At 60.2% G+C, this 14,328-nt stretch carries 15 protein-coding genes; 6 read left to right on the forward strand and 9 right to left on the reverse strand.

The window, feature by feature from the left end; all coding sequences use genetic code 11:
- Positions 1 to 1,044: 1,044 nt before the first annotated feature.
- The gene (locus Q1K29_RS15085) at positions 1,045 to 1,473 is read right to left on the reverse strand and encodes a CBS domain-containing protein (RefSeq protein ID WP_300395911.1); all 429 of its coding nucleotides are present in this window, start codon (positions 1,471 to 1,473) and stop codon (positions 1,045 to 1,047) included.
- 246 nt (positions 1,474 to 1,719) lie between these two features.
- On the opposite strand from Q1K29_RS15085, the gene hfaA reads away from it, so the two are divergent.
- From hfaA to Q1K29_RS15105, 4 genes are all read left to right on the forward strand, one after another.
- A complete protein-coding gene (gene hfaA / locus Q1K29_RS15090) occupies positions 1,720 to 2,139 on the forward strand; it encodes a holdfast anchoring protein HfaA (RefSeq protein ID WP_300395912.1) in 420 nt (139 codons plus the stop codon).
- Positions 2,136 to 3,134, forward strand: coding sequence for a holdfast anchoring protein HfaB (gene hfaB, locus Q1K29_RS15095; protein WP_300395913.1), 999 nt, complete (start codon positions 2,136 to 2,138; stop codon positions 3,132 to 3,134). The genes hfaA and hfaB overlap by 4 nt, the downstream gene beginning before the upstream one ends.
- A gap of 39 nt (positions 3,135 to 3,173) precedes the next feature.
- The gene (hfaD, locus tag Q1K29_RS15100) at positions 3,174 to 4,415 is read left to right on the forward strand and encodes a holdfast anchor protein HfaD (protein WP_300395914.1); all 1,242 of its coding nucleotides are present in this window, start codon (positions 3,174 to 3,176) and stop codon (positions 4,413 to 4,415) included.
- A gap of 100 nt (positions 4,416 to 4,515) precedes the next feature.
- Complete coding sequence (locus Q1K29_RS15105) at positions 4,516 to 4,917, forward strand: DUF4345 family protein (protein ID WP_300395915.1); 402 nt, start codon at positions 4,516 to 4,518, stop codon at positions 4,915 to 4,917.
- Between the two features lie 56 nt (positions 4,918 to 4,973).
- Here Q1K29_RS15105 and Q1K29_RS15110 read toward each other — a convergent pair whose 3' ends face one another.
- Positions 4,974 to 7,505: a TonB-dependent receptor gene (locus tag Q1K29_RS15110; protein ID WP_300395916.1), complete on the reverse strand. Its 2,532-nt coding sequence runs from the start codon at positions 7,503 to 7,505 to the stop codon at positions 4,974 to 4,976.
- Between the two features lie 220 nt (positions 7,506 to 7,725).
- Positions 7,726 to 8,682: a hypothetical protein gene (locus Q1K29_RS15115; protein ID WP_300395917.1), complete on the reverse strand. Its 957-nt coding sequence runs from the start codon at positions 8,680 to 8,682 to the stop codon at positions 7,726 to 7,728.
- Between the two features lie 202 nt (positions 8,683 to 8,884).
- Here Q1K29_RS15115 and Q1K29_RS15120 point away from each other — a divergent pair, with 202 nt between their 5' ends.
- On the forward strand, positions 8,885 to 9,433 hold the full coding sequence (locus Q1K29_RS15120) for a PAS domain-containing protein (protein ID WP_300395918.1): 549 nt from the start codon (positions 8,885 to 8,887) through the stop codon (positions 9,431 to 9,433).
- Positions 9,434 to 9,436: 3 nt separating this feature from the next.
- On the opposite strand, the gene Q1K29_RS15125 is transcribed toward Q1K29_RS15120, so the two are convergent.
- Positions 9,437 to 9,967: a gamma carbonic anhydrase family protein gene (locus Q1K29_RS15125; protein ID WP_300395919.1), complete on the reverse strand. Its 531-nt coding sequence runs from the start codon at positions 9,965 to 9,967 to the stop codon at positions 9,437 to 9,439.
- A gap of 245 nt (positions 9,968 to 10,212) precedes the next feature.
- Between Q1K29_RS15125 and Q1K29_RS15130 the strand changes: the two genes are divergently transcribed.
- On the forward strand, positions 10,213 to 11,013 hold the full coding sequence (locus tag Q1K29_RS15130) for a PhoH family protein (RefSeq protein ID WP_300395920.1): 801 nt from the start codon (positions 10,213 to 10,215) through the stop codon (positions 11,011 to 11,013).
- On the opposite strand, the gene Q1K29_RS15135 is transcribed toward Q1K29_RS15130, so the two are convergent.
- From Q1K29_RS15135 to Q1K29_RS15155, 5 genes are all read right to left on the reverse strand, one after another.
- Complete coding sequence (locus tag Q1K29_RS15135; RefSeq protein WP_300395921.1) at positions 11,010 to 11,240, reverse strand: DUF1413 domain-containing protein; 231 nt, start codon at positions 11,238 to 11,240, stop codon at positions 11,010 to 11,012. The two genes, Q1K29_RS15130 and Q1K29_RS15135, sit on opposite strands and share 4 nt — an antisense overlap.
- Before the next feature lie 47 nt (positions 11,241 to 11,287).
- Positions 11,288 to 12,847, reverse strand: coding sequence for an ABC transporter permease/substrate-binding protein (locus tag Q1K29_RS15140; RefSeq protein ID WP_300395922.1), 1,560 nt, complete (start codon positions 12,845 to 12,847; stop codon positions 11,288 to 11,290).
- Complete coding sequence (locus tag Q1K29_RS15145; RefSeq protein WP_300395923.1) at positions 12,844 to 13,614, reverse strand: ABC transporter ATP-binding protein; 771 nt, start codon at positions 13,612 to 13,614, stop codon at positions 12,844 to 12,846. Before Q1K29_RS15145 ends, Q1K29_RS15140 begins: the two co-directional genes overlap by 4 nt.
- Before the next feature lie 19 nt (positions 13,615 to 13,633).
- Entirely contained in the window at positions 13,634 to 13,843 is a 210-nt protein-coding gene (locus tag Q1K29_RS15150) for a DUF3126 family protein (RefSeq protein WP_300395924.1), read from the reverse strand.
- Between the two features lie 74 nt (positions 13,844 to 13,917).
- Complete coding sequence (locus tag Q1K29_RS15155) at positions 13,918 to 14,295, reverse strand: hypothetical protein (RefSeq protein WP_300395925.1); 378 nt, start codon at positions 14,293 to 14,295, stop codon at positions 13,918 to 13,920.
- Between the last annotated feature and the right edge of the window lie 33 nt (positions 14,296 to 14,328).

Raw genomic sequence — 14,328 nt, forward strand, 5'->3', positions numbered from 1 at the left:
ATGTGTTAAGCCTGCCGCCAGCGTTCGTTCTGAGCCAGAATCAAACTCTCAGGTTGAGTGTCCGATCTCTGACGAAAATCTGTCCGGGGAAAACCGGACAGGAATTGCTGATTGCAATTTGCGTTTTGACGGGAAACCCTAATCACAAACTGACCGGCCGAAACCGGACACATTATGAAAAGGTATTTCCTTGAAACGCATTCGTCATGATCGTCGTGGAGCCTGAGGCTCCGCAAGCAATTCATGCCGCCTGCGTTTCTCTTCCTAATTCCTGCGATGTCAAACAGCCGGGCCGGAGCCCTTAAAATCTCGTCAGCGGAACCGTGTGCCCCGCGTCGGAAGTGGCGGCTTATATGGGCCACCGTTTTCCTCGTCAACACCCTTTTTTGCGCTTTCTGCAGAACATCGCAGCGAACCGCGAAACCTGCAATTTTCAGCGCAGAACCGGGCTTTCGAATAGTGCCTCAAGGCACTCTCTCAACCAGGTGAGCGTCTCAGAAGAGGGGCGGCATATATGAGGCCGTCCGATCTTCGTCAACACCCTTTTCTGCACCTTCTGCAGCAGCCGGCGGGAAGCCGAAAATACCGCAGAATATAGAAGCGCAAACCGTCACTCCGGGACACTTAAGATCCCTTCGCTCTGGCGGGTCGTTTCCAAGAAGAGGCGGCTTTTATGGGCCACGCTCTGTCCCGTCAACAACCCTTCTGCACTTCCCTGCAGCTCTTGGGCAGAAGCCCCGAAACCGCAGTTTTAAAAGCACAAACCGGATCGGCGAGGTTTGTTATAAACCCCGTTTTTCCGGTGGGTCTCTCCAGAAGGAGTGCGGCTTCTATTCGCCGCCCTGCCCTCCGTCAACAACCCTTCTGCACTTCCTTGCAGAACAATGGCACAAAGGCCCTATCCCACAATTTACGCGCAAAACGCTGCCTTACCGAGCCGATACTTGTCGGCCCCGTGCAGACAGAGGCGTTTCAGATGGAAACGACCATATAGAATCTGTTCGGGGTCTTTGGCAAGCGGAAATGTCGCCTGAGCGGGGATTTTTAGCCGCCCTTGATGTACTCCGCCATGGCATCGGCCTCTGCCTTGTGTTCCTCGATCTTCCATTTGACGAGGTCGCCAATGGAGATGATGCCCGCCAAACTCCCGTCACGTATGACCGGCAGGTGCCGGACCCGGCGATCGGTCATCCGCCCGAGGCACTGGTCGATCGTCTCCTGCGGGTTGGCCGTGATCACGCCACGCGTCATTGAATTTTCGACAGTCATCTGAAGCGCATCCGCGCCGTGGCGGGCCACCTGGCGCAAGATGTCCCTTTCGGAGAGCACGCCGGCAAGCCCGTCGCCATTCACGGCCACGACTGCGCCAATCTTGGCTTCATCCAGCAAACGGGCCGCTTCTGCCAGCGTCTTCGTGGCATCGATGGTGGTCACCTCACCGCCCTTGGTCTTCAGGATCTGCTCAATCAGCATCGACATCCTCCCTGTTTATCATTGTTGCGGCACTCTATCACACGTGTGCGCGTGAGCGAAGGCGTGGCGAAAACAGGCCAAAGGCCGTCTCGTTTCGAAACATTACCGGCACGGCTTGGCTGCTGAAGCCGCAGCCGGGGGGCGGATGCCTGTTCCCCATACGCGCGAAAATGGGTCAGCGCGCTCTCCTGATCTGGCATGCGCATTGCAAACACCTCCTGCAACAACCCCAAAAGGGATCGGCAGATGAAACTTAGAACTGACATTCTTATAGGACTCGGCGGCCTGGCAGCCCTGACCGCGGTCGCGGTTACGCCTCCGGCCAATGCGCAGGCAGCGTCCAGCGTCTCGGAGTTCGAACGTCCTTATGGCTTTGGTTATGGCCAGGAGCAGCAGCCCTACTCCGCCAGCGGTGGACGTGATGCCAATGGCAACCGCGTCATCATCAACGGCCTGATCGAAGGCGGCACGGGCCTCGACACCAGCCTCTATACCGGCTGGGGTCAGACTGACGGCGCTTCCGGCATGATCGGCACAGGCACTGCCATCGGCAACCAGCTCAATGTGATCACCAACGGCAACTACAACACGGTGATCATCGATTCCACGCAGATCAACAATGGCAACCAGGACGTCGTCCTGAATGGGGAGCTCGACCTCCAATGAAGACCTTTGCAACCCAGAAAAAAGCAAAGCGTAACGGCGCTATCGCTTTCGCGCTTTCGGCCGCTTTCCTCGCAGCTGGCTGTGTGACCCCGGTCGCCGGGCCGAGCGGACAGTACGCAAAGCCGATCGGCAACGCTCCGGTGACCCCCAACCCGACGCCTTATTCCGAAGGCCTGGTCTGCATGGGTCACTATGCCCGGACCTCCGGCTACCGCGCTCCGAAGATCGCTGTTGGTCGCATCCTCGACTATACCGGCAAGGCTGACCTCGAAGGTGGCCGCCGCGTCACACAGGGCGCCTCGCTGATGGCCATCTCCGCTTTCGCAAAGTCGGGAGCCCGTCTTGTCGAACGTTTTGACACGTCCGTTTCCGAGCTTGAGCTGAAATATGCCAACAACAAGCTGATCGGCGACGAGCAGCCGGACAATTTCCGCAAGATCACGGCCGGCTCCATTCCGGGCTCCGACTTCTACCTCGTCGGCGGCATCACGGAGCTGAACTACAATATTCGCTCTATCGGCGCCGATGTCTTCGCTGGCGATCTCGATCCACTGGACACCAAGGGCTCCATTGGCGGCAAGATGTACGTCATCAATGTCGGCCTGGACCTTCGCCTCGTCGATACCGAATCGCTCGAGGTCGTCGACGTGATCTCCTACCAGAAGCAGATCATCGGCCGCGAAATCTCGCTTGGTGTCTTCGACTTCGCCAATGGCAACGTTTTCGACGTTGGTGTGGGGGGACGCGCGCAGGAGCCAATCCAGCTCGCGATTCGCTCCGTCGTCGAACGCGCGGTTCTGGAAATGATGGCGAATCTCTATGCCGTCCCGTCCAGCGATGTTTGCGACGCCACCAGGGGCGCCATCTCGACGAATGGCACGACCGGTGACTTCGAACCGTTCGGCGGCTCCCTCGAGGACTATAATGGCCCTTCGCGTGAGCAGGTCGCCGCCTGGCACGACAAGCGCGACCCCGTCCTGCGCGGCCGCAACTAGGCCGCCCTTCAGGCCCGTCCCACATCACAGGAGTTTGACATGATCAGGTCCACTTCGAAAATCGCCCTCCTCGCCTCGTTTTCCGTTGCCGTCTCCGGCGCGGTGGCGGCAGCCCAGGACAGCGATCCGAATGCCGGTACGATCGACCAGGTCCAGCTCAACGATGTCTGGGCCGAGATGGACGTCTATGTCCCGGCATATACCGGACAGGCCGCTTCGACCTCGACCGCTGTCGGTAACAATGCAGCTGCGCTTCGCATCTCCGGTGACGTATCCAGCGAGATTTCGCAGGACTTCGATGCCAGTGCATCTGCCGTAAACGGCCTGCGCGGCTATGCAGCCGGCACGGCCCTCGCCACGACGACGGCCTATGGTAACGCATCTTCCGGCGGCACCGATTACGGCAACAATACCTACCGCGCGCAGCAGAACGCCGCCGGTAGCATCGATGCGCAGACAAGAGTCGAACTCGCCGGTGCCTATGACGGCGCCGCCGCAACGACCGCCATCGCGAACGTCTCAAGCACCGATAACAATTTCGGCGAGAGCGACACCGACCAGGTCCAGCAGAGCGCCGCCAATGTCAGCGCCGAGACCGATGCCGACATGGCGATCAACGGTTATTATGCCAGCTTCGCAACGACTGCCGGCGCAAATGCGACCTCGGCCACCGGCTATACCAGCACCAGCACGAATCGCGCCCGTCAGACGACAGCCGCCGGCTCGACCGTCCAGGCATCAACCGATGTCTATATGCAGGACGGCACGAATGTCAGCTCGGTGACCAATGCCTTCGGCAATTCCGCGACGGTCAACAATGAGTGGGGCTATGCCACGCTCGGCCAGGAAGGCGCGCCGACCGAGCAGACCAATGGAGCCGATGTGGACGCCCAGAGCTGGGTGACGCTCGACCAGTGGTCGGGCTATGCGACCTCCTCGGCTTATGGCGTCGGCAACTCCGCGCTCATCTCCAATGTCGGTTCCGACACAGTCATGTATGCCAACCAGACCAATGATGGCACGGTGGGCAGCCAGGCGAGCTTCAGCGGCCAGTCATGGACGGGCGGCACCGGCAGCGTCGCGGCAACCTCCATCGGCAACGCCGCCACAGCGACCGTCTGCAATTATTGTAGCGATGCGGCTGTCGGCGGCCGGGTCAACCAGACGAACAATGGCCAGGTCTATGCCTACGGCCAGGCCAGCAGCACCTATGGCAACGCGATCACAGGATCGGCGACAGCTATCGGTAACGCGGCCACCATCCAATCAGCCGGGGATTAGTCAGCCCTCCGGTTGTGGATCTGCCGATCCAGGAAAGCCCCTGCCCCCTCGCAAGCGGCAGGGGCTTTTTTTGTCTCTGGACCTCTGCAGGCTGCGGTTTATGTCCATCAGCATGTTGATACGACTTTTCCTTGCTTTGATTGCCATCCTCTTTGTTGCCTTCGGCCTGTGGTCGATTTCCGATCCGATTGGGATGACAAGCCAGCTCGGCGTTACCGTCGGCGGGCCAAGTGCGGCGTTCGAGATGCGCGGTGTTTTCGGTGGCGTCAGTCTGGGCGCGGCTACGCTGACCGCTGCCGGGGCGATCAACCCGTCCCGTTTCCAGCGTCCGGCGCTCTATTTTCTACTGGCGTATATGGGCGGGTATACTCTCTCGCGGCTGATCTCGCTCATCCTCGGCGACAGCGCCACATCCAGCGGCTGGATCTTCGCCGGGTTTGAAGTGCTGAGCTTCCTGCTCGCCGGCCTCGCGCTTCGCGCCAGCAACCGCCCGCAAGCCTGACAAAGAAAAAGCCCCGCCGGCTGGCGGGGCTTCTCCGTTCAGACGTGTTGCAAGGTCTAGAAATTGACCTTGAGTTCAGCGCCATACATGGCCGGCATTCCCGGATAGACGGCATTGGTGCCCGTCTGCTCCGGCACGCCAAAGGCAGCCATGTTGTAGTTTTCATCCGTGATGTTCTCACCGAAGATGGAGAACTCCCAGCGGCCATCCGCCGACTGGACACCTGCACGCGCACCGACGAGCACGTAGCCGTCATTATCGGTCACGCCACGCGAAGTCTCCGAAAGAGCGGCCTCGGAGTTATAGCGCGCATTAAGGTGAAAGAGACCATCAAGGGAATCGGTGATCCCGAACAGATAGGTCCCGGTCCCCGTCACGACATGCTCAGGCACGTTGACCAGCTGGACACCGCCAGCGGCAAGTTCGCTGAAGCCACCGACACCATCCGGCGCCAGGATCGCCTCTTTCCGTTCTGCCTTCGTATAGGCGTAACCCGCCTGAAGGGTCAGACCCTCGATCGGCGAAACGGAACTGTCGAGTTCGAGACCGTAGCTTTCAACATCGGAGTTGAAGGTCCGGAAGTTGGAGCCACTGAACAGGTTCTCCTGGAAGTCGGAAACTTCCTGATAGAAGATTGCGCCGTTCAGGGTTGCGCTAAGATCCGGGAAGCTGGCCTTCCAGCCAAGTTCGTAGGCATCGACGGTCTCACCCTCGAACTGAAGATCCGACGGTTGCGCACCATCACCCCCGAACAGGACACTGTCGAAGCCCTGACGGTCGAGGTTGTAACCGCCAGCCTTGTAGCCCCGCGAATAGGACGCATAGCTCATGAAGTCCGGCGTGAACTCATAGGCGAGCTTGGCCGTACCGGTGAGCTGCGTGTCGTCGAAGCTGCCGGTGTCCGTACCGTTGAACTCGGTATTGATCGCCGGGTTACAGACGAGCAGCGCCAGCTGGCCAAGGGCCTGGGCGACGCCGGGCTGGGCAGCGAAGAAACTGCACGGCGTGACCGTGCCGTTGAGATCGTACTGGACTTCCTTCTCTTCATAGTTGCCACGAAGACCGAGCGTGGCCGTAAGACGGTCCGTGAGCGCGATCTCATTGTGGGTGAAAACAGCGAAGGCATTCGTCGTCTGCTCCCAGTTATCGCTGTTCTGGCCTTGCCCATCCTGGAAACCGGGGATGAAGAAGGGCACAGATCCCGGCGTTCCGGGCGGCACGGGCGTACCGGTCAGCGGATTGATATTGCCGAGCAGGGACGGAACGGCCGTACCGGTCGGGTCGAGGCTGCCAAACACCTGGCCGCCGGCCGCGCCGAAGGCGACAAGGTCGGTGTAGAGATTTGCCTGCGTGCCAACGCGGATCGTGTCGGTATAGGTCGTCTCCTGGTTCATGTAGAAGGCACCGACGAGCCAGTCGACCATGCCATAGGTGTCCTGCAGACGGACTTCCTGGGTGAAGGTCTTGTCGCCGATGGTCGTACCGTCGCGATAAGCGCGGTCGATACCGGAGAAGTCGATATCCTGGTCGCGAAGGGCATCCCAGTCACGATAGGATGTGATGGACACGAAGTTCGCGCCGCCGAAGAATTCGTTGCGGTACTCGGCGGACACGCCCCACTCCTCGACATCGTCGGAAACGTCACGGTTGGGCGAAATCGCGACCTTGAGGTCTTCAGGGTCAGCATCGGCAATACCGATCAGGCCGGCCATGCCCGCACCCGCATTCACTGCGGCACCGAGAGGGCCCGGATTGAAGTTCACGCCGACACAGCAATCCTCATTGGTCTTCGCAAAGTCGCCGATCAGGCGCAGGCTGGCCTCGTCCTTTTCGAAGAGAAGCTGGCCACGCATCAGGAAGCGGTCGAGATTGTTGAACTCGCGGTCGGAATTCACGTCGTCGATGTAACCATCACGCGCGCGACGAAGCACATCCACCCGCGCGGCGACATTGTCGGCGATCGGGCCGGTTACCATCGCCTCGACATCATACATGTTGTAGTTGCCGGCGCCGACCTTCACGTAACCTTCTGGCGAGAATTGCGGCTTTGCGGTGTTGATCGAGACCACACCGGCCGACGTGTTGCGCCCAAACAGCGTGCCCTGCGGACCACGCAGGACTTCGAGGCTCTGCAGCTCCGGCATTTCAGCAAGCGCGATACCGGTCTTGGTGCGGAAGACACCATCGATCACAACGCCGACAGCCGGCTCAAAGCCTGGATTGTTGGACCCTGTCCCGACACCGCGAATGGAAATGCTCGTGCCGGATGCCGCCGACTCGGTCTGTGAAATCTGCACAGACGGGGCGAGCTGTTCGATATCGTTGAGCCGGGTTACGCCGGAATCTTCCAGCAATGCCGAATCAAACGCGGTTACCGAAACGGGAACGTCCTGAACGGTGACGCCTTCGCGGCGGGTCGCCTCGACGACGACAGAGTTCAGGCGGCGCTGGGTTTCCTGGCCTTCCTCATCCTGGGCCTGAGCGATCGCAGCCGGTGCAGCAGCGATGACGGCACTCAGGCCGACACTGAGGCACAAGGCGGTTTTCAGCGAACAAAAAGGGTTCGCAGCTCTGGGAGCTAACTTCATTCTCACGTCTCCTAATGTGTATATTTTGTTATTATTCGAGTCTTTGACATACTCTCGTTGAGGTGTAACAAAGCCATGCAGTTACGCAAGACGGATAAGTTGTCACACAGCAAATAGGCACAATCCCTATCAACGTTAGACATTGAAAAGCCCCCACCTTTCGGCAGGGGCTTTTTGTGTTTTCGGTTACTGAAGAAAGACTTGGTCGTCCCTTGCTGGATCAGTAGACGCCCTGGCCTACGCCGCCATCGAATACCATCGGTTTGGATTTGCTCTCCTTCACCCGTTCGACTTGACGCGTGACAGATGTCATGACCGTGCGCTGTTGCGGGATGCAAACCTTCTTTGCGGCCTTGGTCTTGATGACTTTGATACCTGGCCCATAACGACGCAGCAGCGACCGCTCGTTACAATTGCGTTGCGGCGTCTGCGGCTCGCAGACGAGGTCGCCGCCCGCCCCGTGGACAAGCGCTTCCCCTTTCGCACATGCCATGGTCTGGCCGTGATCGAAATTGGGCTCGCCATTTTCCACCTGACCAAGCGTGACCTGCATGCGAGTGCCGGCCATGCAGCGGAAGAGTTCGCCGCGATAATCGCCGGCAACCGACTGGCCGGGTTGAACCTGCGACGCCGGGTGCGGTGAACCGCTATCATCAAGGCACACGGCCTGCACTGCTTCATAGACGGTATGATAGCTGATCTCGTCCACACAGTATTCTTCTATGGTCGGGACCTCTTCGGTCACAGTCTCGGTATAGGTCTCCCCGCCGCCCACGACATTGAGGCCCTGGATCGACGTCGTCGCCACAGGGGCCGGTCCCGAGAAACCGCCCCCGCCGCCAGCATAGGCAAAGACCTCACTGGAAGCCGAGGCACCTGCCGCGACATTGAGATAGGTCTCGCCTGAGAAGTTCAGCCGGCCGCCACCCACATTTACATTGGCGCCGGTGATCGAGATGTTCGGCCCGGCGATATTCACGCCCGGCACGATAACGCCGTGGCTCTTGCCGCGATTGCAGCAGCCCGAATTGTCCTTGGGGGTGTAGCTGGGCGGTGGCGGGGGCGTGTTGCAGGTATTGCAGCCACTGCCGCCACCTGCAAAGGCCGCACCGGCCACTGTCGCCAGAGCAGCCAGGCCTGCACCGGCGGCCAGAATGTTCCGTGTTGAAACGCGCATGAGAAGTCTCCGTGGCTCTTCGCCTGTCAGGATGCATCTTCCGTGCCGTTTCTCCCTTGAGCCGGGAAAAATGATTTGTGGAAAGGGAGATCGTCTCGCCTCACAGGAGAAGCCAGCTGGCCCGGGGCTTGCGAAGGTGCTGGAACGCCAGCGGAGGGGCCGTCGGCAAAACGGAATATGCAAGTAACAAGAGTACGACCGAATGCTGGACACCACACTACATCCTAACAGCCAAACACTGCTATCGGCGTGGCAACGCATGCACGCGGTCTCGAACGACACGATTCCGGGTCCGCAGACGCGGGACCACCCCGACCTGATTGCGCGGCTGTTCGTTATACAGGATGCAGGGTCGAATGACTGGGCCTTTCGCACCGCCGGCGCCCAGATCGAAACGTGTCTCGGCCGCCAGTTGGCCGACTACAATTTCCTGGGTTTCTGGACAGGTCCGGATCGGGACATGCTTGGCATGCTGCTGAAATCCGTCCAGTCGGAGCGCAAGCCGGCCATTGTGCGGGCCTGCGCGGAAAACCTGACGGGCGAACGCGTGGATGTCGAGATCATCCTCGCCCCGCTCGTGCAGCCTGCCCATATGGAAGGCGGCGCCCGCATGCTCGGCCTCTACCAGACGCTGGGCGGCGACTATCATCTGAAAGGCCGCCCCGTGTGGCGCCACCGGCTCACCGCCATCTTCCCGCCCGACGTCCGCGAGGCTGAACCACGCGTGAAACTGGTCGCCAGCAACGACTAGGCCCTAGGCGATCGGCTTCAGGCCCTTCTTGAAGCGCTTCCAGTTTTCGACATAGACCTGCGCCGAGCCCTTGATGAGCTGGACCTGTTCAGGCTTGAGCTCCTTCACGACCTTGCCGGGCGCGCCCATGACAAGCGAATTGTCCGGGATTTCCTTGCCCTCGGGGATCAGCGAATGCGCCCCGATGATGCAGTTCTTGCCGATCTTCGCGCGGTTGAGGATGGTCGAACCAATACCGATCAGCGTCTCGTCGCCAATCGTGCAGCCATGCAGCATAACCATGTGACCGACGGTGACATCCTTGCCGATGGTCAGCGGCACGCCGTGGTCGGTGTGCAGCACACTGCCATCCTGGATGTTCGAATTCTCGCCGATCTCGATCGGATCATTGTCACCGCGCAGGACCGCATTGAACCACACGCTCGCATTTTCCTTGAGTATCACCCGCCCGAGCACGGTCGCATTGTCAGCGACCCAGAAATTTCCGCTGTCCGGCGTGACCGGTTTGACGCCATCGAGTTCATAAAGTGCCATGTTTCAAATCTCTCCCTGTCACAAATATTTCGCAAGCGGAATTATCTGGTTAATCCACGCTTAACCCTGCTATCCTCTAATGGTTGAGAGATTCGGGAGGCAAGTGCCGATGGTCCCAAGACCGTCTCTGCCAGGAACACCGCCCGGCCCCATGACCGGGCCCGAAGCCTCCTCTTCCCGTTTTCCCGCCACCGCCGCGCGCTTTCGCCCGGCGGTTTTTTTGTACCCAAAATGGAGATCCACACATGGGTAAAAGAGCCTCTGCCAAGCGTCAGAAAGCCACTGCAGAAATGGAAGCCATGGGCTTCTTCGAGGAAATGGGAGGAAAATCGCGCAACGAGGCTCGGCTATATGCCATTCAGGGGGGATGGCATCCAGACGATGCCGACAAGATCCGTAACCCCAACACACCCCGCGACCAGCGCTACCAGAAAAACATCAAGCCCCGCTCGGAAAACCAGGCCCGGCTGATGAACGCGCTCGAGACCAAGTCGCTGGTCTGCGCGCTCGGCCCGGCCGGTACGGGCAAGACCTATCTGGCCATCTGCAAGGCAGTGGAAGCCCTCCAGAAAGGCAAGGTCGCGCGCATCATTCTCTCCCGCCCGGCTGTCGAGGCCGGTGAGCAGATTGGCTTCCTGCCCGGCGCAATGGAAGACAAGCTCGCCCCCTATCTCCGCCCGCTCTACGATGCGCTGGCTGACCGGCTTTCGCCACAGCAGCTCAAGCACATGATGGGCGAAGGCCTGATCGAGATTGCCCCGATCGGCTTCATGCGCGGGCGCACGCTCAATAACGCCTTCGTGGTCATCGATGAGGCGCAGAATTGCACCTATACGCAGCTGAAGATGCTGCTGACACGGCTTGGCTGGCACTCGACCATGGCGGTGACCGGCGACCCGGCGCAAACCGACCTCCTGCCGGAACTCTCCGGCCTTGGGCAGGCAGCCTCGAAGCTCGAAAGCCTAGCAGATGCGGAAGTCGTCTACCTGGAAGGCAAGGACATCGTCCGCCATCCGCTCGTCGCGCAGATGCTCGACGTTCTCTAATTACCCGACCATCTGTAGACCCGGCCGCGACCCTGTTTGCGGCCGGTGTCTTCCACGCCGGTCACCTCGCCAGCACGAACCGCTTCCATGAAATTCCGGCCTGCCTTCACCTTGTCGCCGATGAAGAGATCGTCCCATCCTGAGCCGTAGAGGTCCGGGAAATAGAATTCGCCGGGCTCTCGCCTGTTCAGACGCTCGAGAAGGCGGTTGATGTCGATCTTGTCCATCTCTGAAACGTAGGAAGCACCGTGGCCCTGCAAAACCGCCCGGCCTGCTACTCGCTCGGGTCCAGCACCTGCTCATAAAGCCACGCGCCCGCTTCACCGACACTCTGGCGCTCAATATCCACTTTCGAATTCGCAGCCCGCATCAGCGCGGTATCGATCGCGCCCTGCAGGGGCTCGAGCGCATTGAGCAGCGCGGTGTTTTCACTGGCTTCCGGAGACACAAGCAGGAAAGCGTCATACGGCGGCAGAACAGAGCGCGTGTCCTCCAGCAGGACAAGGTCAAAGGCATCGATACGCCCATCGGTCGTGTAAGCCGTGATCAACCCGACCTCCCCGGCCTTCACCGCATCGTACATGAAGGCGGAATCCATGCTGCGGGTGCGGAGAGACTGCAGGCCATAGGCATCGCGGGTGCGGGTCCATTCCGACCGCCCGAAGAATTCCGGATCGCTGGAAATGGACAAGTCGAGACCTGAGAGATCACCAATGGTCCCAAGCCCGTACTCTTCCGCCGTTTCAGGACTCGTCGCAAAAGCATAGGCATTCTCGAAGCCGAGTTTGCCAGCGGCCAGCACGCCCCGCTCATTCATCAGCCAAGCGGTGACTTTCGCATACATGGCTGAGCGTTGCGCCGGATCTTCGCGCTTCATCAAGGCCGCCCAGATCGTGCCGGTATAGTCAACATAGACGTCTATCGATCCGTTTGCGAGCGCATCGAAGGCGACCGTCGTGCCGAGGCCATCCCGGATCTCGACCCGCGCGCCTTTCGCTTCCAGCGTGCGCTTCAGCAGGTCAGCCAGGATGTATTGCTCGGTGAACCCCTTGGATCCGACGACAATGGTCTGGCCCTCGAGCGATTCGACTGCGGCTGGGCCCTCGCCCCCTGATGTCCCGCCCTGCCCGCCTGCCCCGGACGCAAACACCGTCAGGGCGGGCAGCATGACAAGAACCAGTCCGGCCACACCCGCAAAGGCATGCAGGCGCGAGCGCTTCTGCGCGGATTTCTCGAACTGCGCGATGACCTGGTCGAGCGCCAGCGCCAGGGCCGCGGAAATCAGGCAGCCAAACAGCACCATCGCCCAGTTTCGCGTCTGCAGTCCCTGAAAGATGTAATTGCCAAGGCTTCTCGCTCCGACCGGCGTCGAGAGCGTTGCGGTACCGACAACCCAGGCGGAAGCGGTGCGCAGGCCCGCCACGATGACCGGTGCAGCAAGCGGCAGGTCGACCTGACGCAGCCGCTGATTGGCGGTCATCCCGACGGCAAGCGCCGCTTCGCGAACATCCGGCGCAACGCCCTGCAGGCCAACAATCGTATTTCTGAGAATGGGGAGGATGGAATAGAGAGACAGCGCCGCAAAGGCCGGCCAGAAGCCGATCATACCGCCCATCAGCGGGACCATCAGAGCCAGAAGGGCAAGCCCCGGAATAGTCTGCACAACGCTTGCCGTCGCAAGCGCCGGTCCGGCCAGGCTGCGCCGCCGGGCGGCAAGGATGCCGAGCGGGACCGAGACGAGCAACCCCATGAGCAGGGCACCCAGGGCCAGTCTCAGGTGCCCGGCATAGTGGCCGGGAAAGACTGCCCATTCCTCTGCAAACAGCCCGCTCACGACCAGCCCTTTCCGAACGCCCCACGGATCCTGTCAGCCATGGCCTTTGGAGCCTTCAGCAGCTCCTCGACAATGGGACCGGCAGGCGACTGGATCAGCTCTTCTGCCGGTCCGATCTGGACGATTTGTCCAGCGTCCATCACGGCAATACGGTCGGCAAGGCGCAAGGCTTCCGAGAATTCATGCGTCACGAGCACAGAAGCAAAGCCGAGCTCGCTTTTCAGCCGTTTTATATCTTCGATCAGTCCATCCTTGGTCAGCGGGTCGAGCGCGGCGAAGGGCTCGTCCATGAGGACGATTTCAGGTTCGCCCGCCAGCGCACGCGCAAGGCCTATGCGCTGACGCTGGCCGCCCGAGAGCTCGGACGGGTAGCGCCCGGCATAATCGGATGCCGGCAAGCCGACCATATCCAGCAGGCTGTTGAGCTTCTCCGCTTGCCGCGCCTTGTCCCAGCCAAGCAAGGCGGGGGTAACGAGCACGTTCTCGCCGACCGTCATGTGCGGAAAAAGCCCGGCATGCTGGATGACAAAGCCGATCCGGCGGCGCCATTCATGGCCGGGCATGTCAAACGCGCTCATACCCCCCAGAACAACCTCACCCTCGTCGGGTTCGATCAGGCGGTTCAGCATTTTCAGGGTCGTGGTCTTGCCGCAACCGGAGTGACCGATAAGGGCGATGGTCTCATGCGCAGCAAGGCTGAAACTCACCCGGTCGACGGCAAGGGTTTCGCCGAAGCTCTTTGTCAGCCGTTCGGCGCGTAGCAACATGAAGCAAACGCTAGCGCGATTAGCCTCTGATGTCTTCCGAAAGAACCGTCATCTGGAACTGGTAGGACACCTCGCCTTCATCGACGTCCTTGTAGATGACCGCGATGAATTCCGCACCAAGATAGACTTCGACGGAATCGTCAGTCTGGGTGCGCGCCACGAGCCGGATACCGGGATTGAGCTTTTCCTTGAGATAGGACTCCAGACGCAGTGTTTCTTCTTTTTCCATGAATCTCTCCTGTCAGTTCCGGTCGGCCTTACGGCAATTGATGCGCGGCTTAAATGCCGGGACGGAAAAATTCCTCAGTTGCCGTAATAAGTGGGCGGGGCATCGGCCACCGGCTGGGGTGGCGCTTCCTGCGTCTTCTCTTCCGGCGGATTGACCAGTCGCCACAGCACAGCGCAGATCCAGAAGATGAATTCGATCACCGCCCGGGCGATCAGCGTCATGACAATACCGAAGATAGTGTTCTCATTGACCAGTGTGCGAAACAGGAATTTCCCGCGCTCATCCATGTTCGGATCGCGGATCTGGCCTTCGATCCAGTTGGTGAAGTCCTGCATCCTGTTGAGCTGGTCCGGGAAGAAGGCAAAGCCGAGCAGCATCAGGAAGATGACCATAAAAAAGGTCGCGACGATCTTCGACGAGACGAGCGTAAACCCGCCAAGCAGTTTCCACATGGCTATACCCCTTTTGCGACCGGGGAGACCTTA

It is taken from the genome of Henriciella sp. (genome assembly GCF_029937755.1).
Taxonomy (GTDB): domain Bacteria; phylum Pseudomonadota; class Alphaproteobacteria; order Caulobacterales; family Hyphomonadaceae; genus Henriciella.

Excerpts from the sequence above, each read along its gene's own strand:
- Q1K29_RS15135 (WP_300395921.1), bottom strand. The coding sequence starts at position 11,240 with ATGGACAAGATCGACATCAACCGCCTTCTCGAGCGTCTGAACAGGCGA.
- Q1K29_RS15130 (WP_300395920.1), top strand. The coding sequence starts at position 10,213 with ATGGGTAAAAGAGCCTCTGCCAAGCGTCAGAAAGCCACTGCAGAAATG.
- Q1K29_RS15145 (WP_300395923.1), bottom strand. The coding sequence starts at position 13,614 with ATGTTGCTACGCGCCGAACGGCTGACAAAGAGCTTCGGCGAAACCCTT.
- Q1K29_RS15150 (WP_300395924.1), bottom strand. The coding sequence starts at position 13,843 with ATGGAAAAAGAAGAAACACTGCGTCTGGAGTCCTATCTCAAGGAAAAG.
- Q1K29_RS15155 (WP_300395925.1), bottom strand. The coding sequence starts at position 14,295 with ATGTGGAAACTGCTTGGCGGGTTTACGCTCGTCTCGTCGAAGATCGTC.
- hfaB (WP_300395913.1), top strand. The coding sequence starts at position 2,136 with ATGAAGACCTTTGCAACCCAGAAAAAAGCAAAGCGTAACGGCGCTATC.
- Q1K29_RS15120 (WP_300395918.1), top strand. The coding sequence starts at position 8,885 with ATGCTGGACACCACACTACATCCTAACAGCCAAACACTGCTATCGGCG.
- Q1K29_RS15125 (WP_300395919.1), bottom strand. The coding sequence starts at position 9,967 with ATGGCACTTTATGAACTCGATGGCGTCAAACCGGTCACGCCGGACAGC.
- Q1K29_RS15085 (WP_300395911.1), bottom strand. The coding sequence starts at position 1,473 with ATGCTGATTGAGCAGATCCTGAAGACCAAGGGCGGTGAGGTGACCACC.
- Q1K29_RS15105 (WP_300395915.1), top strand. The coding sequence starts at position 4,516 with ATGTCCATCAGCATGTTGATACGACTTTTCCTTGCTTTGATTGCCATC.
- hfaA (WP_300395912.1), top strand. The coding sequence starts at position 1,720 with ATGAAACTTAGAACTGACATTCTTATAGGACTCGGCGGCCTGGCAGCC.
- Q1K29_RS15110 (WP_300395916.1), bottom strand. The coding sequence starts at position 7,505 with ATGAAGTTAGCTCCCAGAGCTGCGAACCCTTTTTGTTCGCTGAAAACC.
- hfaD (WP_300395914.1), top strand. The coding sequence starts at position 3,174 with ATGATCAGGTCCACTTCGAAAATCGCCCTCCTCGCCTCGTTTTCCGTT.
- Q1K29_RS15115 (WP_300395917.1), bottom strand. The coding sequence starts at position 8,682 with ATGCGCGTTTCAACACGGAACATTCTGGCCGCCGGTGCAGGCCTGGCT.